This window comes from Shigella sp. FC1567 (assembly GCF_001743015.1).
GTDB lineage: Bacteria > Pseudomonadota > Gammaproteobacteria > Enterobacterales > Enterobacteriaceae > Escherichia > Escherichia coli.
Window position 1 is genome coordinate 24,211 of record NZ_MIIV01000513.1, and the last position, 23,385, is coordinate 47,595.

General features: G+C 51.7%; 27 protein-coding genes, 1 tRNA gene and 1 pseudogene. 16 read left to right on the plus strand and 13 right to left on the minus strand.

Annotated elements, in window-relative coordinates; all coding sequences use genetic code 11:
* Positions 1-60: 60 nt before the first annotated feature.
* The gene (locus BHE85_RS22765) at positions 61-474 is read left to right on the plus strand and encodes a CoA-binding protein (protein WP_000665217.1); all 414 of its coding nucleotides are present in this window, start codon (positions 61-63) and stop codon (positions 472-474) included.
* 44 nt (positions 475-518) lie between these two features.
* Here BHE85_RS22765 and hspQ read toward each other — a convergent pair whose 3' ends face one another.
* Together hspQ and rlmI are read right to left on the minus strand one after the other, a co-directional pair.
* On the minus strand, positions 519-836 hold the full coding sequence (gene hspQ / locus BHE85_RS22770; RefSeq protein WP_001295356.1) for a heat shock protein HspQ: 318 nt from the start codon (positions 834-836) through the stop codon (positions 519-521).
* Between the two features lie 57 nt (positions 837-893).
* The gene (rlmI, locus tag BHE85_RS22775; RefSeq protein WP_000116300.1) at positions 894-2,084 is read right to left on the minus strand and encodes a 23S rRNA (cytosine(1962)-C(5))-methyltransferase RlmI; all 1,191 of its coding nucleotides are present in this window, start codon (positions 2,082-2,084) and stop codon (positions 894-896) included.
* 94 nt (positions 2,085-2,178) lie between these two features.
* Here rlmI and yccX point away from each other — a divergent pair, with 94 nt between their 5' ends.
* A complete protein-coding gene (yccX, locus tag BHE85_RS22780) occupies positions 2,179-2,457 on the plus strand; it encodes an acylphosphatase (protein ID WP_000048252.1) in 279 nt (92 codons plus the stop codon).
* Here yccX and tusE read toward each other — a convergent pair.
* The 3 genes from tusE to BHE85_RS22795 all read right to left on the minus strand — a co-directional run bounded on the left by tusE (position 2,454) and on the right by BHE85_RS22795 (position 3,827).
* Positions 2,454-2,783, minus strand: coding sequence for a sulfurtransferase TusE (tusE, locus tag BHE85_RS22785; protein WP_000904442.1), 330 nt, complete (start codon positions 2,781-2,783; stop codon positions 2,454-2,456). The genes yccX and tusE overlap by 4 nt on opposite strands.
* 90 nt (positions 2,784-2,873) lie before the next feature.
* The gene (gene yccA / locus BHE85_RS22790) at positions 2,874-3,533 is read right to left on the minus strand and encodes an FtsH protease modulator YccA (protein ID WP_000375138.1); all 660 of its coding nucleotides are present in this window, start codon (positions 3,531-3,533) and stop codon (positions 2,874-2,876) included.
* A 206-nt stretch (positions 3,534-3,739) separates the two neighbouring features.
* A tRNA-Ser gene (locus BHE85_RS22795) sits at positions 3,740-3,827 on the minus strand.
* 426 nt (positions 3,828-4,253) lie between these two features.
* Between BHE85_RS22795 and hyaA the strand changes: the two genes are divergently transcribed.
* From hyaA to appA, 10 genes are all read left to right on the plus strand, one after another.
* On the plus strand, positions 4,254-5,372 hold the full coding sequence (gene hyaA, locus BHE85_RS22800) for a hydrogenase 1 small subunit (RefSeq protein ID WP_001058323.1): 1,119 nt from the start codon (positions 4,254-4,256) through the stop codon (positions 5,370-5,372).
* The gene (gene hyaB / locus BHE85_RS22805; protein WP_000107384.1) at positions 5,369-7,162 is read left to right on the plus strand and encodes a Ni/Fe-hydrogenase large subunit; all 1,794 of its coding nucleotides are present in this window, start codon (positions 5,369-5,371) and stop codon (positions 7,160-7,162) included. The genes hyaA and hyaB overlap by 4 nt, the downstream gene beginning before the upstream one ends.
* An 18-nt stretch (positions 7,163-7,180) precedes the next feature.
* A complete protein-coding gene (gene hyaC / locus BHE85_RS22810) occupies positions 7,181-7,888 on the plus strand; it encodes a Ni/Fe-hydrogenase b-type cytochrome subunit (RefSeq protein WP_001186426.1) in 708 nt (235 codons plus the stop codon).
* Entirely contained in the window at positions 7,885-8,472 is a 588-nt protein-coding gene (gene hyaD, locus BHE85_RS22815) for a hydrogenase 1 maturation protease (protein ID WP_000003666.1), read from the plus strand. Before hyaC ends, hyaD begins: the two co-directional genes overlap by 4 nt.
* Positions 8,469-8,867, plus strand: a complete 399-nt coding sequence (hyaE, locus tag BHE85_RS22820) for a hydrogenase-1 operon protein HyaE (protein ID WP_000063975.1) — start codon at positions 8,469-8,471, stop codon at positions 8,865-8,867. The genes hyaD and hyaE overlap by 4 nt, the downstream gene beginning before the upstream one ends.
* Positions 8,864-9,721, plus strand: coding sequence for a hydrogenase expression/formation protein (locus tag BHE85_RS22825; RefSeq protein WP_000004909.1), 858 nt, complete (start codon positions 8,864-8,866; stop codon positions 9,719-9,721). Before hyaE ends, BHE85_RS22825 begins: the two co-directional genes overlap by 4 nt.
* Positions 9,722-9,854: 133 nt before the next feature.
* A complete protein-coding gene (gene appC, locus BHE85_RS22830) occupies positions 9,855-11,399 on the plus strand; it encodes a cytochrome bd-II oxidase subunit 1 (protein ID WP_000263543.1) in 1,545 nt (514 codons plus the stop codon).
* An 11-nt stretch (positions 11,400-11,410) separates the two neighbouring features.
* Positions 11,411-12,547, plus strand: coding sequence for a cytochrome d ubiquinol oxidase subunit II (gene appB, locus BHE85_RS22835; RefSeq protein ID WP_000460812.1), 1,137 nt, complete (start codon positions 11,411-11,413; stop codon positions 12,545-12,547).
* Positions 12,548-12,559: 12 nt separating this feature from the next.
* The gene (cbdX, locus tag BHE85_RS22840) at positions 12,560-12,652 is read left to right on the plus strand and encodes a cytochrome bd-II oxidase subunit CbdX (protein WP_000270305.1); all 93 of its coding nucleotides are present in this window, start codon (positions 12,560-12,562) and stop codon (positions 12,650-12,652) included.
* Positions 12,653-12,731: 79 nt separating this feature from the next.
* Complete coding sequence (appA, locus tag BHE85_RS22845) at positions 12,732-14,030, plus strand: bifunctional acid phosphatase/4-phytase (RefSeq protein ID WP_004985114.1); 1,299 nt, start codon at positions 12,732-12,734, stop codon at positions 14,028-14,030.
* A gap of 114 nt (positions 14,031-14,144) precedes the next feature.
* On the opposite strand, the gene etk is transcribed toward appA, so the two are convergent.
* The 8 genes and pseudogenes from etk to cspH all read right to left on the minus strand — a co-directional run bounded on the left by etk (position 14,145) and on the right by cspH (position 22,512).
* Positions 14,145-16,325: a tyrosine-protein kinase gene (gene etk, locus BHE85_RS22850; RefSeq protein ID WP_000208650.1), complete on the minus strand. Its 2,181-nt coding sequence runs from the start codon at positions 16,323-16,325 to the stop codon at positions 14,145-14,147.
* 19 nt (positions 16,326-16,344) lie between these two features.
* Positions 16,345-16,791, minus strand: coding sequence for a protein-tyrosine-phosphatase Etp (gene etp / locus BHE85_RS22855; RefSeq protein WP_000057871.1), 447 nt, complete (start codon positions 16,789-16,791; stop codon positions 16,345-16,347).
* Positions 16,779-17,917, minus strand: a pseudogene (locus BHE85_RS22860) (polysaccharide export protein). The gene etp and the pseudogene BHE85_RS22860 overlap by 13 nt, the downstream one beginning before the upstream one ends.
* A gap of 45 nt (positions 17,918-17,962) precedes the next feature.
* On the minus strand, positions 17,963-20,059 hold the full coding sequence (locus BHE85_RS22865) for a YjbH domain-containing protein (RefSeq protein WP_000742310.1): 2,097 nt from the start codon (positions 20,057-20,059) through the stop codon (positions 17,963-17,965).
* Positions 20,059-20,805 (minus strand): capsule biosynthesis GfcC family protein, encoded by a 747-nt coding sequence (locus BHE85_RS22870; protein WP_001038061.1) that lies wholly within the window; start codon positions 20,803-20,805, stop codon positions 20,059-20,061. Before BHE85_RS22870 ends, BHE85_RS22865 begins: the two co-directional genes overlap by 1 nt.
* Entirely contained in the window at positions 20,802-21,446 is a 645-nt protein-coding gene (gene gfcB / locus BHE85_RS22875) for a lipoprotein GfcB (protein ID WP_001247610.1), read from the minus strand. The genes BHE85_RS22870 and gfcB overlap by 4 nt, the downstream gene beginning before the upstream one ends.
* 106 nt (positions 21,447-21,552) lie before the next feature.
* On the minus strand, positions 21,553-21,858 hold the full coding sequence (locus BHE85_RS22880; RefSeq protein WP_001295358.1) for a threonine-rich inner membrane protein GfcA: 306 nt from the start codon (positions 21,856-21,858) through the stop codon (positions 21,553-21,555).
* Positions 21,859-22,299: 441 nt separating this feature from the next.
* The gene (cspH, locus tag BHE85_RS22885; RefSeq protein ID WP_000087763.1) at positions 22,300-22,512 is read right to left on the minus strand and encodes a cold shock-like protein CspH; all 213 of its coding nucleotides are present in this window, start codon (positions 22,510-22,512) and stop codon (positions 22,300-22,302) included.
* A 285-nt stretch (positions 22,513-22,797) separates the two neighbouring features.
* Between cspH and cspG the strand changes: the two genes are divergently transcribed.
* The 4 genes from cspG to BHE85_RS27895 all read left to right on the plus strand — a co-directional run.
* Positions 22,798-23,010: a cold shock protein CspG gene (gene cspG / locus BHE85_RS22890; RefSeq protein WP_000066490.1), complete on the plus strand. Its 213-nt coding sequence runs from the start codon at positions 22,798-22,800 to the stop codon at positions 23,008-23,010.
* Positions 23,011-23,020: 10 nt separating this feature from the next.
* Entirely contained in the window at positions 23,021-23,209 is a 189-nt protein-coding gene (gene ymcF, locus BHE85_RS22895) for a cold shock small protein YmcF (protein WP_071844837.1), read from the plus strand.
* The gene (locus BHE85_RS28535) at positions 23,184-23,246 is read left to right on the plus strand and encodes a hypothetical protein (protein WP_226342180.1); all 63 of its coding nucleotides are present in this window, start codon (positions 23,184-23,186) and stop codon (positions 23,244-23,246) included. Before ymcF ends, BHE85_RS28535 begins: the two co-directional genes overlap by 26 nt.
* A gap of 49 nt (positions 23,247-23,295) precedes the next feature.
* On the plus strand, positions 23,296-23,385 hold a 90-nt coding region (locus BHE85_RS27895; protein ID WP_047199464.1), incomplete at its 3' end, for a hypothetical protein.

A 23,385-nucleotide genomic window follows, 5' to 3' on the forward strand; every position in this document is an offset into this window, starting at 1 on the left:
AGCTGCATGGTTGGCATGTCGGCTTTGTCGTACACTTTGTTAAACAGTCTGGAGGAAATAATGAAAGAAACCGATATTGCAGGCATTTTAACGTCCACTCACACCATTGCGCTGGTGGGGGCAAGCGACAAACCCGATCGTCCCAGCTATCGCGTGATGAAATATCTACTCGACCAGGGGTATCATGTCATTCCGGTTTCGCCAAAAGTTGCCGGCAAAACGCTGCTGGGCCAGCAGGGGTATGGCACGCTGGCAGACGTTCCGGAAAAGGTCGATATGGTCGATGTTTTCCGTAATTCAGAAGCGGCGTGGGGCGTGGCACAGGAAGCTATTGCCATTGGCGCGAAAACCCTCTGGATGCAACTGGGGGTGATTAATGAGCAAGCGGCAGTACTGGCACGGGATGCCGGGTTGAATGTGGTGATGGATCGCTGCCCGGCTATTGAGATCCCTCGCCTGGGCCTGGCCAAATAAAAAATCCCCGGAAGGCAAAAACCTTCCGGGGATTCGTTCAGGGATCAGTTACGCAGACGCGGGGCCTGGAGTTGTTTGCGGATGGTCTGCGCCAGCTCATCCATGGATGGCTGTTCAGGATGTTCATCCTGCAATTCGCTACTTAGCTGGGCTTCAGCCAGGTAGGTATGAACCGGTAGGCCGTTATCGTCCTCCATCACTACGTGATACCACGGAGCGGCGCGAAGCTCGTCATTTACCGCCAGCTCATCAGGCGACGGTTCAGAGAGCGAATAAACCGGGTCGATATCCACGACCACTCCGAGATAACCTAACAGGGAATGGCGGACCTGCTGGCCGATACCGAATTTGCTGGCAATCATAGTCACCTCCCGGGAAATCTTTACCTTTGATATAAGGGTAAAATTCCACATTTCAAGTTACATGACGCGACAGGCAAACCCTTTCAGATATAGCCCTTCCGGATAGGTAGCGATCACCGGATGATCGGCTGCCTGACGGAACTGCTCTATAAATTGTACATCACGGCCGGCATCAATTGCGGCATCCGCGATGATTTTCTGAAATAAATCGCTGGTCATCAGACCGGAACAGGAGAAAGTCAGGAGAATACCGCCTTCATTCAGCAACTGAATCGCCAGCATGTTGATATCTTTATAGCCACGACACGCGCCCATCAACTGGCTTTTATTCTCAACAAACTTCGGCGGGTCCATCACGATAACGTCAAATTTTTCACCGCGATCGCGATAAGTACGCAGCAATTTAAAGACATCATCACGGACAAACTCAGCCTTGCTCAGATCCAGTTTGTTCAGCTCAACGTTCTGCCGTGCAATATCCAGCGCTTCCTGGGAGGTATCAACGCTGACAACCTGGCTGCAACCGCCCATCAGTGCCGATACGGCGAAACCACCGGTATAGGAGAAACAGTTCAGCACACGTTTATTTTCAACGTAGCGGCGGGTAGCCAGGCGGCTGTCTCGCTGGTCCAGGTAGTAGCCCGTTTTGTGTCCGTGCTGAATATCCACCAGCAGCTTCATGCCGTGTTCTTCAATCGGCAGCAGGGCAGGCGGCAACTCGCCGGTGACGAGGCCCAGGGTCAGCTCCATCCCTTCTTTTTTACGTACCGCAACATCGCTGCGATCGTAAATCGCACATTCCGGGTACAGCGTTTGCAGGGCACTAACTAATGCCGCGCGCTGATATTCTGCCCCAGCACTCAGCAGTTGCAGCACCAGAAAATTACCGAAACGATCGATAGTAATACCCGGCAGGCCATCAGATTCTCCGGCGATTAAACGATAGCTGTCGAGGCCATCTTTTTGCGCCAGCCAGTCACGCCATTTTTGTGCTTGTTGCAAACGGCGGGAAAAAAAAGCAATGTCGATAGACTCAGACGGGTCAAACGTCCAGACGCGCGCCCGGATTTGCGAAGCTGGCGAATAAGCGCCGCGTGCTAACCATTTTCCCTGATGATCAACAATATCGATGGTTTCACCGAGGCTGGCTTTACCTTCCATGCGGGCAACGGCCCCGGAAAAGACCCACGGATGGCGACGAAGTAATGATTTTTCGCGCCCTTTGGCTAACACTAAACGTACACTCATAATTTACTTTTCTGTCGATGCAAAGAAATGGGCGTCATTGTCCGGAGTTTTCCATGGATTTGCAACGCGTCCATTAAGGATAAGGAGAGCAGCAATGTCGAAAGTCTGCATAATTGCCTGGGTTTACGGGCGAGTTCAGGGCGTAGGATTTCGCTACACCACACAGTACGAAGCGAAAAGACTGGGTTTAACCGGGTACGCCAAAAATCTTGACGATGGCAGCGTGGAAGTGGTTGCCTGCGGTGAAGAAGGGCAGGTGGAAAAATTAATGCAGTGGTTAAAGAGTGGCGGCCCGCGTTCTGCGCGTGTAGAACGGGTGCTCAGCGAGCCGCATCATCCCTCGGGGGAATTAACCGATTTTCGTATCCGTTAAATACATTTTACCGGTTTTGGCAGGCCAGCAATTTTGGTGGCTTGCTTAGCCGGACCTTTCGGAAACAGTCGGTATAAATAGCGGCTGTTACCTTTTTCTTCGCCAAATTTATTCGCCATCGCTTTTACCAGCATACGAATCGCCGGAGAAGTATTGAATTCCAGATAGAAATCACGCACAAAACGCACCACTTCCCAGTGTTCCGGTGACAGCGAAATCCCTTCGTTCTCTGCAATCACCACTGCCAGCGGCTCACTCCACTGGCTGCTTTCTTTGAGATAGCCTTCGGTATCCGTTTCTATCTCTTTACCTTCGAAGATCAGCATAATTATTACTACCTTAATCAGACTGGCGGCAGTGTAACAAAAAACAAAGCCCCGCATAAAGCGAGGCTATGAAAGTGTTAGCGGGTGAGATTAATCGCGGCTGGCGAAGCCCAGAATGCTCAGCAGGCTGACGAAGATGTTGTACAGCGAAACATACAGGCTAACCGTGGCACGAATATAGTTCGTTTCACCGCCATGAACGATGTTGCTGGTTTCAAACAAAATAGCGCCAGAGGAGATCAAAATGAAGACCGCACTGATCGCCAGATGCAGAGCAGGCAGCTGCAGGAAGATATTAGCAACCATACCAATCAGCACCACCACAATACCCGCCATCAGCATACCGCCGAGGAACGACATATCTTTGCGGGTGGTCAGCACATATGCAGAGCAGCAGAAGAACACTAACGCCGTTCCGCCCAGAGCCATAGCGATTACGTCCCCCATTCCGGCAGACAGATAGGTGTTCAGAATAGGTCCGAGGATATAACCCAGAAAACCGGTAAAGGCGAATGCGGAGATAATCCCGGTCGGCTTATTCGCCGTTTTATAGGTCAGGAACATCAAACCATACATACCCACCAGCGTCAGAATCAGACCCGGAGATGGCAGCATCAGCACCGTACTGGCAGTTGCGGTAATCGCCGAAAAGGCCAGCGTCAGGCTCAGCAGAAAATAGGTATTACGCAGCACCTTATGGGTGCTAAGCAGTGATGTACGGTCATGTGAAGAACTAACAATACGATCCATTGAGTCACTCTCTATGACAGATGTAATTAATTAAGCAGCATAATGATAATGCGTAAGGGCACCCAGAAGTTTTACCCATCTTTACGCATTTGATCTGGAACAGGTTTAACAGCGGATTATCAGGTCATTAAGCAAATATAACGCCCTGAGAATTTCGACAGGCAAAAGAAAAAGGGGTTAGCATTTAGCTAACCCCTTATCTTATTTGGCGGAAGCGCAGAGATTCGAACTCTGGAACCCTTTCGGGTCGCCGGTTTTCAAGACCGGTGCCTTCAACCGCTCGGCCACACTTCCGGAATGACGCGCACTATAAACATCCCGATGCGGCGTGTAAACCCCTAATTTGTTTGTTTGCCTGAAAAACAGCCAAAAGTGCATTGATAGCGTGAAATAACAGCAGATTGATCATTTCATCACCATGAATTCCTTCTCTTTTACTCGTTTAGCAACCGGCTAAACATCCCCACCGCCCGGCAAAAAGAAAAATAGGTCCATTTTTATCGCTAAAAGATAAATCCACACAGTTTGTATTGTTTTGTGCAAAAGTTTCACTACGCTTTATTAACAATACTTTCTGGCGACGTGCGCCAGTGCAGAAGGATGAGCTTTCGTTTTCAGCATCTCACGTGAAGCGATGGTTTGCCTTGCTACAGGGACGTCGCTTGCCGACCATAAGCGCCCGGTGTCCTGCCGGTGTCGCAAGGAGAAGAGACGTGCGATATGAATAACGAGGAAACATTTTACCAGGCCATGCGGCGTCAGGGCGTTACCCGGCGCAGCTTTCTCAAATATTGTAGTCTGGCTGCCACGTCGCTGGGATTAGGCGCGGGAATGGCACCAAAGATTGCCTGGGCGCTGGAGAACAAACCCCGCATTCCGGTGGTATGGATCCACGGTCTGGAATGCACCTGCTGTACCGAATCTTTTATCCGCTCCGCTCACCCACTGGCGAAGGACGTCATCCTTTCCCTGATTTCCCTCGATTATGACGATACTTTGATGGCTGCCGCCGGAACCCAGGCGGAAGAAGTCTTCGAAGACATCATCACGCAATACAATGGCAAATATATCCTCGCAGTAGAAGGTAATCCGCCGCTGGGCGAGCAGGGGATGTTCTGTATCAGCAGCGGTCGACCGTTTATTGAGAAACTCAAACGTGCCGCTGCCGGAGCCAGCGCGATTATCGCCTGGGGAACCTGCGCGTCCTGGGGCTGCGTGCAGGCCGCGCGGCCCAATCCGACGCAGGCAACGCCTATCGACAAAGTCATCACCGACAAACCCATTATCAAAGTACCTGGCTGCCCGCCGATCCCGGATGTGATGAGCGCCATCATTACTTACATGGTGACCTTTGATCGCTTGCCAGATGTCGACAGAATGGGCCGTCCGCTGATGTTCTATGGTCAGCGAATCCACGATAAATGCTATCGCCGCGCCCACTTCGACGCCGGAGAGTTCGTCCAGAGTTGGGATGATGACGCTGCCCGCAAAGGTTACTGCCTGTACAAAATGGGCTGCAAAGGGCCTACCACCTATAACGCCTGTTCCTCCACACGCTGGAATGATGGCGTTTCTTTCCCAATCCAGTCTGGTCACGGCTGCCTGGGCTGTGCGGAAAATGGTTTCTGGGATCGCGGTTCGTTCTACAGCCGCGTGGTCGATATTCCGCAAATGGGTACTCATTCCACCGCCGATACCGTCGGTTTAACCGCGCTTGGCGTGGTGGCAGCGGCTGTTGGTGTGCACGCAGTCGCCAGCGCCGTTGACCAGCGCAGACGTCATAACCAGCAACCTACAGAAACCGAACATCAGCCAGGCAATGAGGATAAACAGGCATGAGCACTCAGTACGAAACTCAGGGATACACCATCAATAATGCCGGACGCCGCCTGGTGGTCGACCCGATTACGCGCATCGAAGGCCACATGCGCTGCGAAGTGAATATTAACGATCAGAATGTGATCACCAATGCCGTCTCCTGCGGCACCATGTTTCGCGGGCTGGAGATCATCCTACAAGGGCGCGACCCGCGCGATGCGTGGGCGTTCGTTGAACGTATCTGCGGCGTCTGTACTGGCGTACACGCCCTGGCTTCGGTTTACGCCATCGAAGATGCTATCGGTATTAAAGTGCCGGACAACGCCAATATCATCCGCAACATTATGCTGGCAACGCTCTGGTGCCACGATCATCTGGTGCACTTCTATCAGCTTGCCGGGATGGACTGGATCGATGTGTTAGATGCGCTGAAAGCCGACCCGCGGAAAACCTCCGAACTGGCGCAAAGTCTCTCCTCTTGGCCGAAATCATCCCCTGGCTATTTCTTCGACGTACAAAACCGCCTGAAAAAATTTGTTGAAGGCGGGCAGTTGGGGATCTTCCGCAATGGCTACTGGGGGCACCCGCAGTACAAACTGCCGCCAGAAGCTAACCTGATGGGCTTTGCCCACTATCTCGAAGCTCTCGATTTCCAGCGTGAAATTGTCAAAATCCACGCGGTCTTTGGCGGTAAAAACCCGCATCCAAACTGGATTGTCGGCGGGATGCCTTGCGCCATCAACATTGACGAAAGCGGCGCGGTCGGGGCAGTCAATATGGAACGCCTGAACCTGGTGCAGTCAATTATCACCCGCACGGCGGACTTCATTAACAACGTGATGATCCCCGACGCCTTAGCCATCGGTCAGTTCAACAAACCGTGGAGCGAAATCGGCACTGGTCTTTCTGATAAATGCGTTCTCAGCTACGGCGCATTCCCGGATATTGCCAACGACTTTGGCGAGAAAAGTCTGCTGATGCCTGGCGGCGCGGTGATTAACGGCGACTTCAACAATGTGCTGCCAGTGGATTTGGTTGATCCGCAGCAGGTGCAGGAGTTTGTCGACCACGCCTGGTATCGATATCCCAACGATCAGGTCGGGCGTCATCCGTTCGATGGCATCACCGACCCGTGGTACAACCCCGGCGATGTCAAAGGCAGCGATACCAACATTCAGCAGCTGAATGAACAGGAACGCTACTCGTGGATCAAAGCGCCACGCTGGCGCGGTAACGCGATGGAAGTGGGGCCGCTGGCGCGCACGTTAATCGCTTATCACAAAGGCGATGCTGCGACCGTTGAGTCGGTCGATCGCATGATGTCGGCGTTGAACCTGCCGCTTTCCGGTATCCAGTCAACGTTAGGCCGCATTTTGTGCCGCGCGCACGAAGCGCAGTGGGCCGCAGGTAAGTTGCAGTATTTCTTCGACAAGCTGATGACCAACCTGAAAAACGGCAATCTCGCCACTGCTTCCACGGAAAAATGGGAACCTGCAACCTGGCCGACAGAGTGCCGTGGTGTCGGTTTTACCGAAGCGCCGCGCGGGGCGTTAGGCCACTGGGCCGCCATTCGCGATGGCAAGATTGATCTCTACCAGTGCGTGGTGCCGACCACCTGGAACGCCAGCCCGCGCGATCCCAAAGGGCAGATTGGCGCTTATGAAGCGGCGCTGATGAACACCAAAATGGCGATCCCCGAGCAACCGCTGGAGATCCTGCGTACTCTGCACAGCTTTGACCCGTGCCTCGCCTGTTCAACACACGTGCTGGGCGACGACGGTAGCGAGCTGATCTCCGTGCAGGTGCGTTAACAGCGAAGGAGAATCATCATGCAACAGAAAAGCGACAACGTTGTCAGCCACTATGTCTTTGAAGCGCCAGTCCGCATCTGGCACTGGTTGACGGTGTTATGCATGGCGGTGTTGATGGTCACCGGATACTTTATCGGCAAGCCGCTACCTTCCGTCAGCGGCGAGGCGACGTATCTGTTCTATATGGGCTACATCAGGTTAATTCACTTCAGCGCCGGGATGGTTTTTACCGTGGTTTTGCTGATGCGGATCTACTGGGCTTTTGTTGGCAATCGATACTCCCGCGAGCTGTTTATCGTGCCGGTATGGCGTAAAAGCTGGTGGCAGGGCGTGTGGTATGAAATCCGCTGGTATCTGTTTCTGGCAAAACGTCCGAGTGCCGATATAGGCCATAATCCCATCGCCCAGGCGGCGATGTTCGGCTATTTCCTGATGTCGGTCTTTATGATCATCACTGGTTTTGCGCTGTACAGCGAACACAGCCAGTACGCTATTTTTGCGCCGTTCCGTTATGTGGTGGAATTTTTCTACTGGACGGGTGGCAACTCAATGGACATTCACAGCTGGCATCGGCTGGGGATGTGGCTGATTGGCGCGTTTGTGATCGGTCATGTCTACATGGCGCTGCGTGAAGACATCATGTCCGACGGCACGGTGATCTCCACCATGGTCAACGGCTACCGTAGCCACAAATTTGGCAAAATAAGTAACAAGGAGTGTTCATGAGCGAGCAACGCGTGGTGGTCATGGGGCTGGGCAACCTGCTGTGGGCCGATGAAGGCTTCGGCGTGCGGGTGGCGGAACGGCTGTATGCCCATTACCACTGGCCCGAGTATGTGGAGATTGTCGATGGCGGTACTCAGGGACTGAACTTGCTGGGGTATGTCGAAAGCGCCAGCCATCTGTTGATTCTCGATGCCATTGACTACGGGCTGGAACCTGGAACGCTGCGAACCTATGCCGGAGAACGCATTCCGGCTTATCTCAGCGCGAAGAAAATGAGCCTGCATCAGAACAGTTTCTCCGAAGTGCTGGCGCTGGCAGATATCCGCGGACATCTGCCAGCACATATTGCCCTCGTCGGGCTGCAACCCGCGATGCTCGACGACTACGGCGGCAGCCTGAGCGAACTGGCACGGGAGCAACTGCTCGCTGCGGAACAATCGGCGCTGGCGCAGTTGGCTGCGTGGGGAAGTGTGCCGCAACTGGCTAATGAATCGCGTTGTCTCAATTATGACTGTCTGTCGATGGAAAATTACGAAGGCGTTCGCTTGCGCCAGTACCGGATGACACAGGAGGAGCAGGGATGAGCAACGACACGCCATTTGATGCGTTGTGGCAACGAATGCTGGCGCGCGGCTGGACGCCGGTCAGTGAATCCCGTCTTGACGACTGGCTTACGCAAGCGCCAGACGGCGTGGTGTTATTAAGCAGTGACCCGAAACGCACGCCAGAGGTCAGCGATAATCCGGTAATGATTGGCGAATTACTGCACGAGTTTCCCGACTATACATGGCAGGTGGCGATTGCTGACCTTGAGCAGAGCGAAGCCATCGGCGATCGCTTTGGCGTCTTTCGCTTTCCTACCACTTTAGTGTTTACCGGCGGAAACTATCGCGGCGTGCTGAATGGTATTCACCCGTGGGCGGAACTGATAAACCTGATGCGCGGGCTTGTCGAACCGCAGCAGGAGCGTGCCTCATGAGCGAAACTTTTTTCCATCTGCTGGGGCCAGGAACGCAACCGAACGATGACAGTTTCAGCATGAATCCACTGCCGATCACCTGTCAGGTGAATGATGAACCGAGTATGGCGGCCCTGGAGCAATGTGCTCACAGCCCGCAGGTGATTGCGCTGTTAAACGAGTTACAACATCAACTAAGCGAACGCCAGCCGCCGTTGGGCGAGGTGCTGGCAGTCGATCTGTTAAATCTCAACGCCGACGATCGTCACTTTATCAATACGCTTCTCGGGGAAGGGGAAGTGTCAGTGCGCATTCAGCAGGCTGACGACAGTAAAAGTGAAATACAGGAGGCGATCTTCTGCGGATTATGGCGGGTGCGCAGACGTCGCGGCGAAAAGTTGCTGGAGGACAAACTGGAGGCTGGCTGCGCGCCGCTGGCGTTGTGGCAGGCGGCAACGCAAAATCTCTTGCCGACAGATTCGCTGTTACCGCCGCCCATTGATGGCCTGATGAATGGCCTACCGTTGGCGCATGAGTTACTGGCACATGTACGTAACCCCGACGCGCAGCCGCACAGCATTAATCTGACGCAATTACCCATCAGCGAGGCTGATCGGCTTTTTCTCTCACGTCTCTGTGGGCCGGGAAATATTCAGATTCGTACCATTGGCTATGGCGAGAGCTATATCAACGCCACGGGGTTACGCCATGTCTGGCATTTACGCTGTACGGACACCTTAAAAGGCCCGTTACTGGAAAGTTATGAAATCTGCCCAATACCGGAAGTGGTGCTGGCAGCGCCAGAAGATTTGGTCGACTCTGCGCAGCGGCTTAGCGAGGTATGTCAGTGGCTGGCGGAAGCTGCACCGACGTAAAAAGACGGTAAGTATCGCTTTCAGTCTTATGAATATCGCAATCGGCGAATACCTCTGGTCGTAGAGTTTCAGGATAAAGAGGGAGATCTAACATTATCGGGTTATTTTTCTCTCTTCGCCTACAGGAGTGCGCATGTGGGATGTCATTGATTTATCGCGCTGGCAGTTTGCTCTGACCGCGCTGTATCACTTTTTATTTGTACCCCTTACCCTGGGGCTGATTTTTTTGCTGGCTATCATGGAAACCATTTACGTGGTCACCGGCAAAACAATCTACCGCGATATGACGCGCTTCTGGGGTAAGCTCTTCGGTATCAATTTTGCTCTTGGCGTGGCTACCGGCCTGACCATGGAGTTTCAGTTTGGTACTAACTGGGCATTCTATTCCAACTATGTGGGCGATATTTTTGGCGCACCGCTGGCGATGGAAGCATTAATGGCCTTCTTCCTCGAATCCACCTTTGTCGGGCTTTTCTTCTTCGGCTGGCAGCGGCTGAATAAATACCAGCACCTGCTGGTGACGTGGCTGGTGGCGTTCGGTTCAAATCTCTCTGCATTGTGGATATTGAATGCCAACGGTTGGATGCAATACCCGACCGGTGCGCATTTTGATATCGACACCCTACGTATGGAGATGACCAGCTTCAGCGAGCTGGTCTTTAACCCGGTCAGCCAGGTGAAATTTGTGCACACCGTAATGGCGGGCTACGTGACCGGGGCCATGTTTATTATGGCGATCAGCGCCTGGTATTTACTGCGCGGACGGGAGCGCGATGTTGCATTACGCTCGTTTGCCATCGGTTCCGTCTTCGGTACTCTGGCGATTATCGGCACGCTACAACTCGGGGACAGTTCTGCGTATGAAGTCGCGCAAGTACAACCGGTAAAACTGGCGGCGATGGAAGGGGAGTGGCAAACGGAACCTGCTCCTGCACCGTTCCATGTGGTTGCCTGGCCGGAACAGGATCAAGAGCGTAACGCCTTTGCCATCAAAATTCCCGCGCTGTTAGGGATCCTCGCCACTCACTCATTAGATAAACCCGTGCCGGGTCTGAAGAATTTGATGGCTGAAACCTACCCACGCTTGCAACGCGGACGTATGGCCTGGCTGTTAATGCAGGAAATATCGCAAGGCAATCGTGAGCCGCATGTGTTGCAGGCATTCCGGGAACTGGAAGGTGACCTGGGCTACGGCATGTTGCTCTCCCGCTATGCGCCGGATATGAATCATGTCACAGCCGCACAGTACCAGGCGGCGATGCGTGGCGCGATACCTCAGGTTGCGCCGGTATTCTGGAGTTTCCGCATCATGGTGGGCTGTGGTTCCCTGCTGCTACTGGTGATGCTGATTGCGCTTGTCCAGACGCTGCGTGGCAAAATCGACCAGCATCGCTGGGTGCTGAAAATGGCGCTCTGGAGTTTGCCGTTGCCGTGGATTGCGATTGAAGCCGGGTGGTTTATGACCGAGTTTGGTCGTCAGCCGTGGGCGATACAGGACATCTTACCGACATACTCCGCGCACTCCGCTTTAACCACAGGACAACTGGCTTTCTCACTGATCATGATCGTAGGGCTTTACACCCTGTTCTTAATCGCCGAAGTCTACCTGATGCAGAAATATGCCCGTCTGGGGCCGAGCGCGATGCAGAGTGAACAACCGACGCAGCAACAGGGGTAAAGAAGAAAATCATGTTTGATTATGAAACATTGCGCTTCATCTGGTGGCTGCTGATTGGCGTGATCCTGGTGGTCTTTATGATCTCCGACGGATTTGACATGGGGATCGGCTGTCTGCTGCCGCTGGTGGCGCGTAATGATGATGAACGCCGGATAGTGATAAACAGCGTTGGTGCACACTGGGAAGGCAACCAGGTCTGGTTGATCCTCGCTGGTGGGGCATTATTTGCCGCCTGGCCCAGAGTGTATGCAGCGGCGTTTTCCGGCTTTTATGTGGCGATGATCCTGGTGCTGTGCTCACTGTTCTTCCGCCCGCTGGCCTTTGATTATCGCGGAAAAATCGCCGATGCACGCTGGCGTAAAATGTGGGACGCCGGTCTGGTCATCGGCAGTCTGGTGCCGCCGGTAGTCTTCGGTATCGCCTTCGGCAACTTGTTGCTCGGCGTGCCGTTTGCCTTCACACCGCAATTACGCGTGGAGTATCTCGGCAGCTTCTGGCAACTGCTGACGCCATTCCCTTTATTGTGCGGATTGCTCAGCCTTGGGATGGTAATTTTGCAAGGTGGCGTCTGGTTACAACTGAAAACTGTTGGTGTGATTCATCTGAGTTCACAGCTGGCCACCAAACGCGCTGCACTGTTGGTGATGCTGTGCTTTTTGCTGGCGGGTTACTGGCTGTGGGTCGGTATTGATGGCTTTGTACTGCTCGCCCAGGATGCTAACGGTCCTTCCAATCCGTTAATGAAACTGGTGGCAGTGCTACCTGGTGCCTGGATGAATAATTTCGTCGAATCGCCCGTTTTGTGGATCTTCCCGCTGCTGGGGTTCTTCTGCCCATTGCTGACGGTGATGGCGATTTATCGTGGTCGCCCAGGTTGGGGATTTTTAATGGCGTCATTGATGCAATTTGGCGTGATTTTCACGGCAGGCATCACGCTGTTCCCCTTCGTCATGCCGTCAAGCGTGAGTCCGATCTCCAGCCTGACGTTGTGGGACAGCACTTCCAGCCAGCTGACGCTGAGCATTATGTTGGTAATCGTGCTGATATTTTTGCCCATTGTGTTGCTCTACACTCTCTGGAGCTACTACAAAATGTGGGGGCGCATGACAACAGAAACTCTCCGCCGTAACGAAAACGAGTTGTACTAAGGAGCAGGAACAATGTGGTATTTACTTTGGTTCGTCGGCATTTTGTTGATGTGTTCGCTCTCCACCCTTGTGTTGGTATGGCTGGACCCGCGTCTGAAAAGTTAACGAACGTAGGCCTGATGCGGCGCATTAGCATCGCATCAGGCAATCAATAATGTCAGATATGAAAAGCGGAAACATATCGATGAAAGCGATCTTAATCCCATTTTTATCTCTTCTGATTCCGTTAACCTCGCAATCTGCATTCGCTCAGAGTGAGCCGGAGCTGAAGCTGGAAAGTGTGGTGATTGTCAGTCGTCATGGTGTGCGTGCTCCAACCAAGGCCACGCAACTGATGCAGGATGTCACCCCAGACGCATGGCCAACCTGGCCGGTAAAACTGGGTTGGCTGACACCGCGCGGTGGTGAGCTAATCGCCTATTTCGGACATTACCAACGCCAGCGTCTGGTGGCCGACGGATTGCTGGCAAAAAAGGGCTGTCCGCAGCCTGGTCAGGTCGCGATTATTGCTGATGTCGACGAGCGTACCCGTAAAACAGGCGAAGCCTTCGCCGCCGGGCTGGCACCTGACTGTGCAATAACCGTACATACCCAGGCAGATACGTCCAGTCCCGATCCGTTATTTAATCCTCTAAAAACTGGCGTTTGCCAACTGGATAATGCGAACGTGACTGACGCGATCCTCAGCAGGGCAGGAGGGTCAATTGCTGACTTTACCGGGCATCGGCAAACGGCGTTTCGCGAACTGGAACGGGTGCTTAATTTTCCGCAATCAAACTTGTGCCTTAAACGTGAGAAACAGGACGAAAGCTGTTCATTAACGCAGGCATTACCATCGGAACTCAAGGTGAGCGCCGACAATGTCTCATTAACCGGTGCGGTAAGCCTCGCATCAATGCTGACGGAGATATTTCTCCTGCAACAAGCACAGGGAATGCCAGAGCCGGGGTGGGGAAGGATCACCGATTCACACCAGTGGAACACCTTGCTAAGTTTGCATAACGCGCAATTTTATTTGCTACAACGCACGCCAGAGGTTGCCCGCAGCCGCGCCACCCCGTTATTGGATTTGATCATGGCAGCGTTGACGCCCCATCCACCGCAAAAACAGGCGTATGGTGTGACATTACCCACTTCAGTACTGTTTATTGCCGGACACGATACTAATCTGGCAAATCTCGGCGGCGCACTGGAGCTCAACTGGACGCTTCCCGGTCAGCCGGATAACACGCCGCCAGGTGGTGAACTGGTGTTTGAACGCTGGCGTCGGCTAAGCGATAACAGCCAGTGGATTCAGGTTTCGCTGGTCTTCCAGACTTTACAGCAGATGCGTGATAAAACGCCGCTGTCATTAAATACGCCGCCCGGAGAGGTGAAACTGACCCTGGCAGGATGTGAAGAGCGAAATGCGCAGGGCATGTGTTCGTTGGCAGGTTTTACGCAAATCGTGAATGAAGCACGCATACCGGCGTGCAGTTTGTAATGCATAAAAAAGAGCATTCAGTTACCTGAATGCTCTGAGGCTGATGACAAACGAAGAACTGTCTAATGCGTAGACCGGAAAAGGCGTTCACGCCGCATCCGGCCACTTTCAGTTTTACTCTTTCTCGGAGTAACTATAACCGTAATAGTTATAGCCGTAACTGTAAGCGGTGCTGGCGCGTTTAATCACACCATTGAGGATAGCGCCTTTAATATTGACGCCTGCCTGTTCCAGGCGCTGCATTGACAAACTCACCTCTTTGGCGGTGTTCAAGCCAAAACGCGCAACCAGCAGGCTGGTGCCAACAGAACGCCCCACGACCGCGGCATCACTCACCGCCAGCATCGGCGGCGTATCGACAATCACCAGATCGTAATGGTCGTTCGCCCATTCCAGTAATTGACGCATCCGATCGCGCATCAGCAGTTCAGACGGGTTAGGTGGCACCTGACCGCGAGTAATCACATCAAAGCCTCCTTTGCCAAAATGCTGGATCACTTTGTTGAGCTCATCTTTACCTGCCAGATATTCCGACAAGCCATGTTCATTACTCACGGTAAACAGGTTATGCGAATAACCACGGCGTAAGTCGGCATCAATAAATAACACTTTTTGATCGGACTGGGCGATCACCGCTGCCAGAGTTGAACTGACAAACGTTTTACCACTGTCTGGCGTCGCACCGGTGATCATCAGAATGTTATTCTCCGTCTCCATCATAGCGAAGTGCAGACTGGTTCGTAGCGCACGTACGGCTTCCACAGCAGAATCCGCCGGGTTATCCACCGCCAGGAAGGGGATATTTTTAGTACGATGGCGCTGCTGATTAGAAAATAAATTTTTCTTACGCAGACGGGTACGTTTATCCAGCCACTCGGACATTGGGATAGTGGCATAAACGCTGATGCCGTGCTCTTCCAGTTGTTCCGGGGCTTCTACACCACGACGCAACATCGCACGCGCCAGCACGGCACCCACCGAAATAAACAGGCCAAGAATAAAACCAAGCACCACGTTCAACGCTTTTTTCGGTTTCACTGGCTGCGGCTGAGTGACTGCTGGGTCGATAATCCGCACGTTACCAATGGCACTGGATTTCGAAATACTCAACTCCTGCTGGCGGTTAAGTAATTGCAGATATACCGCACGGCCCGCTTCTACGTCACGGCTTAAACGTAACACTTCCTGTTGAGTGGAAGGCATTGCCGATACCCGCTTATTCAGGCGTTTGCGTTCTTGCTCCAGCGTCTGGCGTTTTTCCAGCAGCGCACGATAAGTTGGGTGATCTTTCTTATACAGCTGGGAGATCTCTGCCTCGCGGAAAGTCAGCTCATTGAGTTGATTATCAACGTTCACAATCTGCTCAAGAACGGCTTTGGCTTCTAGGTTAAGGTCAACCGAATCGCGCTGCTGGCGATAAACGTTGAGTTTTTCTTCCGCCTGGTCCAGCTCGCTGCGCACTTCAGGCAACTGGCGCTGTAAGAATTCAAGGCTTTGTGAATCCTGCGCCGCCTGGCGAGCGATATTCTGTTGCAAATAGTTGTTAGCGATGCTGTTCAGAATACGAGTAATCAACTGGGGATCATCACCAGTCATGGTAAGTTCCAGCATCCCGCTTTCTTTACTGCGTTCGCTAACGGTAAAGGTTTCCTGCAATGCGTTAATCGCTTCCAGTTCGGTACGCTGGCTCAGGACAAACTGTGTTCCTGGTTTGGCCTTAATGTCCGCGATAGTCAGCGCAACGCCATCTTTTTCCAGACGCTGGCCGACCATACCATTGACGGTGAACTCTTCACCTTCCAGTGTATAGTGGCCGTTTTCCCCAACCGTGAGTGTCAGTTGCTGATCCTGACCATTCAGTTGTGGAATATGCATCCAGCTGATCGCCAGCTCACCTGGTTTTTCTTTGGTTAATCTCGCCCAGCCGCGACCCACAATCGGAAAATACTTCTGCTCAACTATGTCGCGCAGATTCAGTTCAGCAATGGTTTTACCGAGAATCATGCGCGATTGCAGCAGTTGGATCTCCGGTGCAGACTCGGGCGATGAGTTAGGGATCATATCGCTCAGGCCGCTGAGAATGGCGTTGCCCTGTTTTTGCTCAACCTGGACCAGAGTATCTGCCTGATAAATTGGTGTGCTTAACAGCGAGTAAGCGACAGCGATCAGCGTGAATAACGCGGTTACGCTGATAATAAACTTACGGTGATCCCATAACTCGCCGACCAGACGAAGCAGATCGATCTCATTTTCCTGAGTGCTGCCTGGTGGCGTATTCATATTTTTAGTTGTCATCGTATTTTATAAACTCAAATTACCGGCTGAGGCGCTTCGCCCATTCCTGACTGGCGCGCTCCAACATACCGTAGACATGTTCAAATGCGTCCTGACTTTTACGATAGGGATCCGGGATCTCTTTCTGTTCCAGCCATTGCCCAAACAGCATTGTCTTCCCGCGGACCTCGGGAGCGATTGCGGTAACCTGAGCAATATGCTCTGACTCCATTGCCAGAATCAGATCGTAATTTCGTGCCATCTCAGCAGTGAGCTTACGTCCGGCATGTCCTTCAAGAGATACGCCATGATTAGCGGCAACATCTGCTGCTGTCGCATCTGCAGGGTGTTTTACCAGACCATGAACACCTGCCGATTTGACTTTTACGCCTGGCAGACGTTTACGCAGCAAGCGCTCGCCAATGGGCGAACGGCAAATGTTGCCGGTACAAACCACCAGGATGGAGTTAAATTTTAGTTGGGCCATGTTTGAATCCACCGTGAAGTCTCTGTCAGGTCATGCACCCCGGAAATCGTCGGTACCAGCAGAGAAATCACACGGTTCCAACGAGCCAGCGGCGCGGTAGTGACATAAACAATGTCGTAAGGTTCAAGCTGGAATTCCGTTCCGAGTATCATTGCCGATGCGTCCTTCGCATTCAGCTGATAAATATTGGCGATTTTGCCATTCTGCTTGTTTTGCGTTGCACGAATAACAAAAATCCCCGTCGCATCAGCGACATCCTGATTCATACCCTCAGCGTTACCCAGCGCTTCCGCCAGGGTCATACCGCTGCGGTCCATTTTCAGCGTGCTCTGTTTACCCACTTCACCCATCACGAAGACTTTCAGATCATCGTTGCGCGGAATAAATAAAATATCGCCCGGGTGCAGCAGTTTGTTCTGGCGCAAGTCGCCACGCTGCATCAGCGCATAGAGGTTCACTTTGGTCTTTACGCCATTCTGGGTGAGCACCACGTTGCGCCAGTCTGCATCTGCGGTCAGACCGCCCGCGGCGTTAATCGCATCCATGATGGTCAGAGGAATATTGGTAATCGGCTGCTGACCCGATTTGCTGACTTCGCCGGTGACGTACGCTTTTTGCGATCGGAACGCCGCGACGCTGACATCGACTTGCGGGCTTTCAATGACTGAATCGAGACGCGCTGTAATCTCGTTGCGTACTTGGGTAAGTGTTTTCCCGGCCACTTTCAGGCGACCAATATAGGGGTAGAAAATCGCACCATCGGCGTTAACCCAGTTGCCGGTATCACTGGCGCTACGGTATTGCCCTGCGGGGGTGGTTAGTTCCGGGTGATCCCAGACCGTAACCATCAACACATCACCAATCCCGATACGATATTCATAGTTTGCGATTTGCTGCTCCAGCTCCGGGTTAGCCTGCGACATAATCGGTTTGGCGCGCAACTGATCAATCAATCCTGGCGTGACGGGATAGATATTGACCATTTTGTCCAGGTCATACTGATTGTCAGGTAGTTCAATGACATCCTTGTTCTGGTCGATAAATTCTGACCAGGAACAAGGGTACATGCTGTCAAAGACAGAACAGCCAATGTCAGTACCGAAAACTTAAAAATGTTCTTTTTCATTGGTTTATATTTATCAGTCAATGTAATGTTATGAATTACGTCAGGTTATTGTCCAACCGGTACTTCTCGCTCTGCCGTCATTGGATAGAGCTGGTATTTGCGTGACAGCATTTGTCCACCATCACGCGTCAATGGTGTCCACGAAACCACCGCGCGGTTGCGGTTAGGTCCAATGGTCATCAAGTCGAATGGAATCGAGATATAAAAACCTTTACTAAAGCCGCCTTCGCCGTAGTCATCTTTAGATACGTTACTGATTGCCGCCCATACCCCTACCGCCACGCCGCTGTCAAAGCGTTTGGCGACGTCGATCGTTGCTCCTTTATCTTTTGCCAGATATTGCCCAACGCTAAGTTTCATCAGTACGCCATTGAGCGTCGGCGGGTTCCAGTAAGCCGTCACGAAACCAGTTGGCGTGGAATAATCGGTGAAGCGCATCATGTTGTCCCAGTCACGTTGCTTCACGTAGTTAACGTCCACACCCAGCGCCCAGCTGGCATCTAGCGGGCGATAAAGCAGCTCGGAACCGACACCGGCGTACATCGTTTCCAGATAACCGCCATACACCTGGCCATAGAAACCATTGCCTAAGTCGGCAAAGTAGTTCGCCTGCAAGTTGTTGAGATAAACGTCATTGCGAACGTAATCACGGATATGCGTGCGCACGCGGGGCAGGGTAGAGTCCGCGGGCAACAGCGAAGACTTAAACTTGTCGTAGTTGTTGTAAATATTGGTGAAAATACCGCCATCAAGCAGCAGGTGGTCGGTAAACCAGTAGCGGGCACTGGACATCAGCCCCAGCTGGAACATATAGAAATCTTCCGGGCCGCCCAGCGACTGTGAAAGTGTTGGGTTGAAAGAGTAGCTAAAGCGATCTTCACGAATACGGTAGCCCCGACCAAAGGCAGAAAGATCTTCTGCTTCAACACGTTGTTGTTGAAGTTGCTCTGATTGACCAGGCGCTGTACCAGCCAGCTGTTTGCGCAGGCTGGCTACGTCGGTTTCGGTAGTCACCATCGCCATATGCTCGCGCTTTTGCGTCACGCTAATCTTCTCAACGCCTTGCGGCAGGTTATTCACCAGAATCCGGTTGGCACGATCGACCGCTTCGCGAGAATCACGGTATTTGTATTGTTGACCAGACATATACAGCGTCTTATCGCGCAGCTGAATTTCCGGTGCTTCAAAACCTGCGTTGTACTTCAGCGCGGTAAGTTGGTTCGCTACTGTGGTGTACTGCAATCCTTCAGATTCAGGCGCAGGTTGATATGCCGGTTTTGGCGTATCGCGCAGGGCAGGGCGCAGATCGTTGAAATTGGTCCGTAACGTGAAGCCAAACATCAACGTGTTACCGCGTTCATAACTCAGGTTGAGATCTGCCCAGCTGGCAGCGCGATAAACTGCGCCGACGTTGAAATGGCTTGCCTGAGGCAGTTTGCCAGCGAAATCATTCTGGTAATTGTTGCCATCGTATTCGAGTTTCAGACGCAGGGGATTCCACGGCGTTTGATACTCAATGCCGCCAAAGATGGAAGCCGGGCCACGAAAGATATCGCTAAAGCTGATATCGCCCGCATCGTGAGACTCTGCGCGATGACAATATTTATCGTTCACCCGGCAAAACGGGTTGGTAATATTGCCCGCATTACCGGCGTAGCCCCATGCCATCCCGAGGGTGAAATCAAATGGCCCCGCTTGCTTGCTGGCCACCAGATACTCACCGTCAAACAGACCCGTACCAGCAATATCACGTTTACCAAACGCCACTTGCGGTAGCCAGTAACCTTCTTCCCACAGGCGAAGTTTAAAATCGAATGATTTGTCTTTGTATGACTGATCGCCGCTGAAATCTTCCCACTGGCTATATTTGCGTGTGCGCACATCCGTATAACGAATGGTGCCTTCCAGCCATGGGAACAGCGCCACGGAGGTGGAGTAGAACCGGTATTGATCGTTATCCCGGTAGTTGACGCTGAATTCACCTTCCGGTGCGATGCGCGCATTTGGCATCTGCAACAATCCTGTGCCGCCAAAGTCTGATTGCGACGAACCCAGCGGATCCGGGTAGGTTAATACTTCAGCATGACAGGCACTGGAGACGGCAATGGCCAGGCAGCTTAAAAGATAAGAATTCTTCTTCATCAGTCAGGAACACGTTGCGTTAAAACAGACACAATCTGGTCATTTAAATCAGCATATTTTTCGGGCAGTACATGCGCAGAAAAGCCCAACCAAAGCTGGCTGCCAGGCGGTGGGTCCACATGTCTTTTATTCCACAGGGCAACAGGGGCGACGACAGTCTCACCCTCAGGCGTAATCACCATAACGTTATTCTTGTCCGCGCCTGCAAGGCGGGGGTGATCTTGCAGATAATCGGTAACGCTACGGCCTGCCTGCCAGGGCAATTGCCCGGCCCCAGAAACCGCACCCAGCAGAGTAATAGTCACCGGACGCTGTACGGTATAGAGCGTATAGTCCCCGACCAACGGGGGATTGCTGTTCTCATCCACTCGAACAAAATCAGGGTCCAGTTTGACCGGTAAGCGACCAGTGATATTGAGATTGAGTAACTGCTGGCGCACAGATTTAATCGTTGCCGCCACATCGTCGTCAGCTTCTGCTTCCCAGGAAGCAAGCTGTGCCATGACATGTTGGTAGTCTTTAAGCGCTTTAGCTTTCGCCGCAGAGTCGGTCAGCAAGGCACCAGGCCACCAGAGGCGATCGCGCAGTTGCGGTTGTGTCACCAACTGGACAACATTTTCCATGGGGCCAACGGAAAGTGTCTGTTGTTCGCCAGGCAGATAAATAGTCACCGTTCCTTGCGCAAAGGCATGGGGTGTCATTACGTAAAGTACGCTGGCAATGAAATACGACTGTAATTTATTCATGGTGCGGGTTTAAGAAACGTCATTTCTACGGGAATAACCCCTGCGCCTAACATTTGCCGACTTTGACGAACCTGGCCAGTAGCCGAATCGACCCAGAATGTGTTTTGCCACTGTTTTTCTGGCCGCGTGGAAGTCACCTCTTCCTGCCAGACATTACACAGCACATTGCGACCCGCAATATTCAGCGTCTCTAATCCAGCAAAGGAAAAAGTAGAACTCAGGGTCGCAGAGCGAAAATGGTTGTCTTCACTCCAGAGAATATCGCGCGTCCAGCGGCTGCCATCTTTTATTGCCAGCGCGTTACGCAGAGGGTCCTGCCCGGAATTTGTCACTTCCAGCAGATTATTATTAAGTTTGACGGTTTTTAAAAGACGTCCATTGTGGGTAACCAGCATGGCGTTATCCTGGGATAACCATTTGCTTTGTTCTTGTTCTATATATCCCAGTACCACAAAGATTCGTTGCCCTTCATTAAGGCGTAAATACATCGTGGAATAAGGCAACGCCTGGATCTGCTGATCCGCTACGGTGATATCCTGATTATCGAAAAGGCTGGCGCGAAATGTATCGACCATACTTTGCTGGCTGTGCGTACATCCCGCAAGAAATAGTGCGAAAATCGATAAAATAAGAGGGCGCACCTTTAATCCTTGAAAGGTTAATTAAAAAAATGCAAATCTTTAAAGCCCGGTACGAATATCGCAACCGGGTATCATTTAACTTTAATTTCGACGCGTTAAAGCAGTATTAGCGTGTAGTGGACGTGGTGGTTGAGGTGTTATGAGAACCGCCATCGCCACTGTCATTTGCTGCAACAACTGCCAACGTCGCCACACCAACAGCCGTTGCCACACCGACAACTGTCGCCGTGCCGACAGCGCCAGCAGCCACGCCACCAGTGGTAGTAGCAGTCGTGGTTGCGCCGGTAGTGGTCGTTGTGGTGCCAGTAGTACCCGTCGTTGCCTCGGTCCCGTTTGTTGCTTCAGGGGCAGCAAACGCAGCTGGCGTCGTCAACATGAAGGCCATAAGGATTGCAGAAAGCTTGTGTTTCATAACTTTTCCTTTATTCATCGCATGGACAATACGTACGCTTGAGATCAGGATTGTCTACTTTGAGTATAACATCCTTGTGAAATCTCCCTTTCCTCATACCGCTTGCACTATATACTGCGGGTAGGAAAGGCGCGCAGAGGGAAATATAAGATTGTTAACTATCCCCCTCTGGAAATACGACTTGTGAGCATAAGATAAATCTTAGCAAAATACAAATTAAAGATAAGGAAATTGTTACGAAAGCTATTAATTATTGCTGGTAATATAGTTTCAAGTGGTACTATAACTGGCTGTTAAATGGCATTTATAACTATTAGGTGCAGAGATATTCGCTTAAATGGATTAGTTTCTTTGTGGAAAAGTAACTGATGTTATAATATATGATGTTGACTATTGCACTATTCCAATAAAACCAGTCAGCTTTAAACAAGCAGCGTCATATTAAGAGAGATAAACATTTGCCGCTGTTGGTCCTCGCAGGCCATTTACGCGGCAAAATTCCACACGTAATCCTGGTATAAGCACTTCTGCGTCGCGGGGAGTGAATGCGGAAATATGGACCTGAACTTCTTTACGACCGTCGGAGGGGATAATGAATCCTTTGCCGCTTTTGCGATCAAAGGTTTTGACAATTCCTGTCATTTTACGGGACAAACAAATTCCTTACTGAAAATACTGCGCTGCACTATACGGGGTTAATAAAATAAAGCCAGCGATATTTAAGACCGCCGGACGGCTAAAATAAAATTTGCTTAATCTCAATTATCATGCGTTAATAGCTGCGTCGGTTTGAAAGACAGACAGCATACAAAGTAGTTTACTAAAGCAGTTCTCATTATCAGGCATTATCCCCTTCTTTTGAGTCTCTCTCCTGAACACTAAGTAGTTTCTGTATTAAAGCCCTGTTTGCCGAAAGGCCCAAAATGAAGGAAGTAAAATATGTCTAATAAAATGACTGGTTTAGTAAAATGGTTTAACGCAGATAAAGGTTTTGGCTTTATCACTCCTGATGATGGCAGCAAAGACGTTTTCGTCCATTTCACTGCCATCCAGAGCAATGAATTCCGCACGCTGAACGAAAATCAGAAAGTTGAATTTTCTATTGAGCAGGGGCAACGTGGCCCCGCGGCAGCGAACGTTGTTACGCTCTAAGGTTGCCGTTATTACTCAACATCTCCATTTCCGCTGTCCATGTTGTCATGGTTCACAGTACCGCACATCGGCATTCGATGTGACGGAGCGAAATCCTTTGGGCGCTAAGTGTATTTTTTGTAAATCGACGATGATCACCTTTGATAACGTCACGCTGCAAATACGCACTGACCATGCGCCGCTGGATTTCACAAAATAATATCAGGCTCCCTCGTGGAGTAATGCCGATCAGTTAAGGATCAGTTGACCGATCCAGTGGCTGTGTAAGAATCCGGAAACGCTCACTTGTTTCCGGATTTTTTTATGCACATTGGACAGGCTCTTGATCTGGTATCCCGTTACGATTCTCTGCGTAACCCACTGACTTCTCTGGGG

What these genes read in the sequence shown, in the direction of transcription:
- BHE85_RS22765 (WP_000665217.1), top strand. Translation starts at nt 61, where the DNA reads ATGAAAGAAACCGATATTGCAGGCATTTTAACGTCCACTCACACCATT.
- hspQ (WP_001295356.1), bottom strand. Translation starts at nt 836, where the DNA reads ATGATTGCCAGCAAATTCGGTATCGGCCAGCAGGTCCGCCATTCCCTG.
- rlmI (WP_000116300.1), bottom strand. Translation starts at nt 2,084, where the DNA reads ATGAGTGTACGTTTAGTGTTAGCCAAAGGGCGCGAAAAATCATTACTT.
- yccX (WP_000048252.1), top strand. Translation starts at nt 2,179, where the DNA reads ATGTCGAAAGTCTGCATAATTGCCTGGGTTTACGGGCGAGTTCAGGGC.
- tusE (WP_000904442.1), bottom strand. Translation starts at nt 2,783, where the DNA reads ATGCTGATCTTCGAAGGTAAAGAGATAGAAACGGATACCGAAGGCTAT.
- yccA (WP_000375138.1), bottom strand. Translation starts at nt 3,533, where the DNA reads ATGGATCGTATTGTTAGTTCTTCACATGACCGTACATCACTGCTTAGC.
- hyaA (WP_001058323.1), top strand. Translation starts at nt 4,254, where the DNA reads ATGAATAACGAGGAAACATTTTACCAGGCCATGCGGCGTCAGGGCGTT.
- hyaB (WP_000107384.1), top strand. Translation starts at nt 5,369, where the DNA reads ATGAGCACTCAGTACGAAACTCAGGGATACACCATCAATAATGCCGGA.
- hyaC (WP_001186426.1), top strand. Translation starts at nt 7,181, where the DNA reads ATGCAACAGAAAAGCGACAACGTTGTCAGCCACTATGTCTTTGAAGCG.
- hyaD (WP_000003666.1), top strand. Translation starts at nt 7,885, where the DNA reads ATGAGCGAGCAACGCGTGGTGGTCATGGGGCTGGGCAACCTGCTGTGG.
- hyaE (WP_000063975.1), top strand. Translation starts at nt 8,469, where the DNA reads ATGAGCAACGACACGCCATTTGATGCGTTGTGGCAACGAATGCTGGCG.
- BHE85_RS22825 (WP_000004909.1), top strand. Translation starts at nt 8,864, where the DNA reads ATGAGCGAAACTTTTTTCCATCTGCTGGGGCCAGGAACGCAACCGAAC.
- appC (WP_000263543.1), top strand. Translation starts at nt 9,855, where the DNA reads ATGTGGGATGTCATTGATTTATCGCGCTGGCAGTTTGCTCTGACCGCG.
- appB (WP_000460812.1), top strand. Translation starts at nt 11,411, where the DNA reads ATGTTTGATTATGAAACATTGCGCTTCATCTGGTGGCTGCTGATTGGC.
- cbdX (WP_000270305.1), top strand. Translation starts at nt 12,560, where the DNA reads ATGTGGTATTTACTTTGGTTCGTCGGCATTTTGTTGATGTGTTCGCTC.
- appA (WP_004985114.1), top strand. Translation starts at nt 12,732, where the DNA reads ATGAAAGCGATCTTAATCCCATTTTTATCTCTTCTGATTCCGTTAACC.
- etk (WP_000208650.1), bottom strand. Translation starts at nt 16,325, where the DNA reads ATGACAACTAAAAATATGAATACGCCACCAGGCAGCACTCAGGAAAAT.
- etp (WP_000057871.1), bottom strand. Translation starts at nt 16,791, where the DNA reads ATGGCCCAACTAAAATTTAACTCCATCCTGGTGGTTTGTACCGGCAAC.
- BHE85_RS22865 (WP_000742310.1), bottom strand. Translation starts at nt 20,059, where the DNA reads ATGAAGAAGAATTCTTATCTTTTAAGCTGCCTGGCCATTGCCGTCTCC.
- BHE85_RS22870 (WP_001038061.1), bottom strand. Translation starts at nt 20,805, where the DNA reads ATGAATAAATTACAGTCGTATTTCATTGCCAGCGTACTTTACGTAATG.
- BHE85_RS22880 (WP_001295358.1), bottom strand. Translation starts at nt 21,858, where the DNA reads ATGAAACACAAGCTTTCTGCAATCCTTATGGCCTTCATGTTGACGACG.
- cspG (WP_000066490.1), top strand. Translation starts at nt 22,798, where the DNA reads ATGTCTAATAAAATGACTGGTTTAGTAAAATGGTTTAACGCAGATAAA.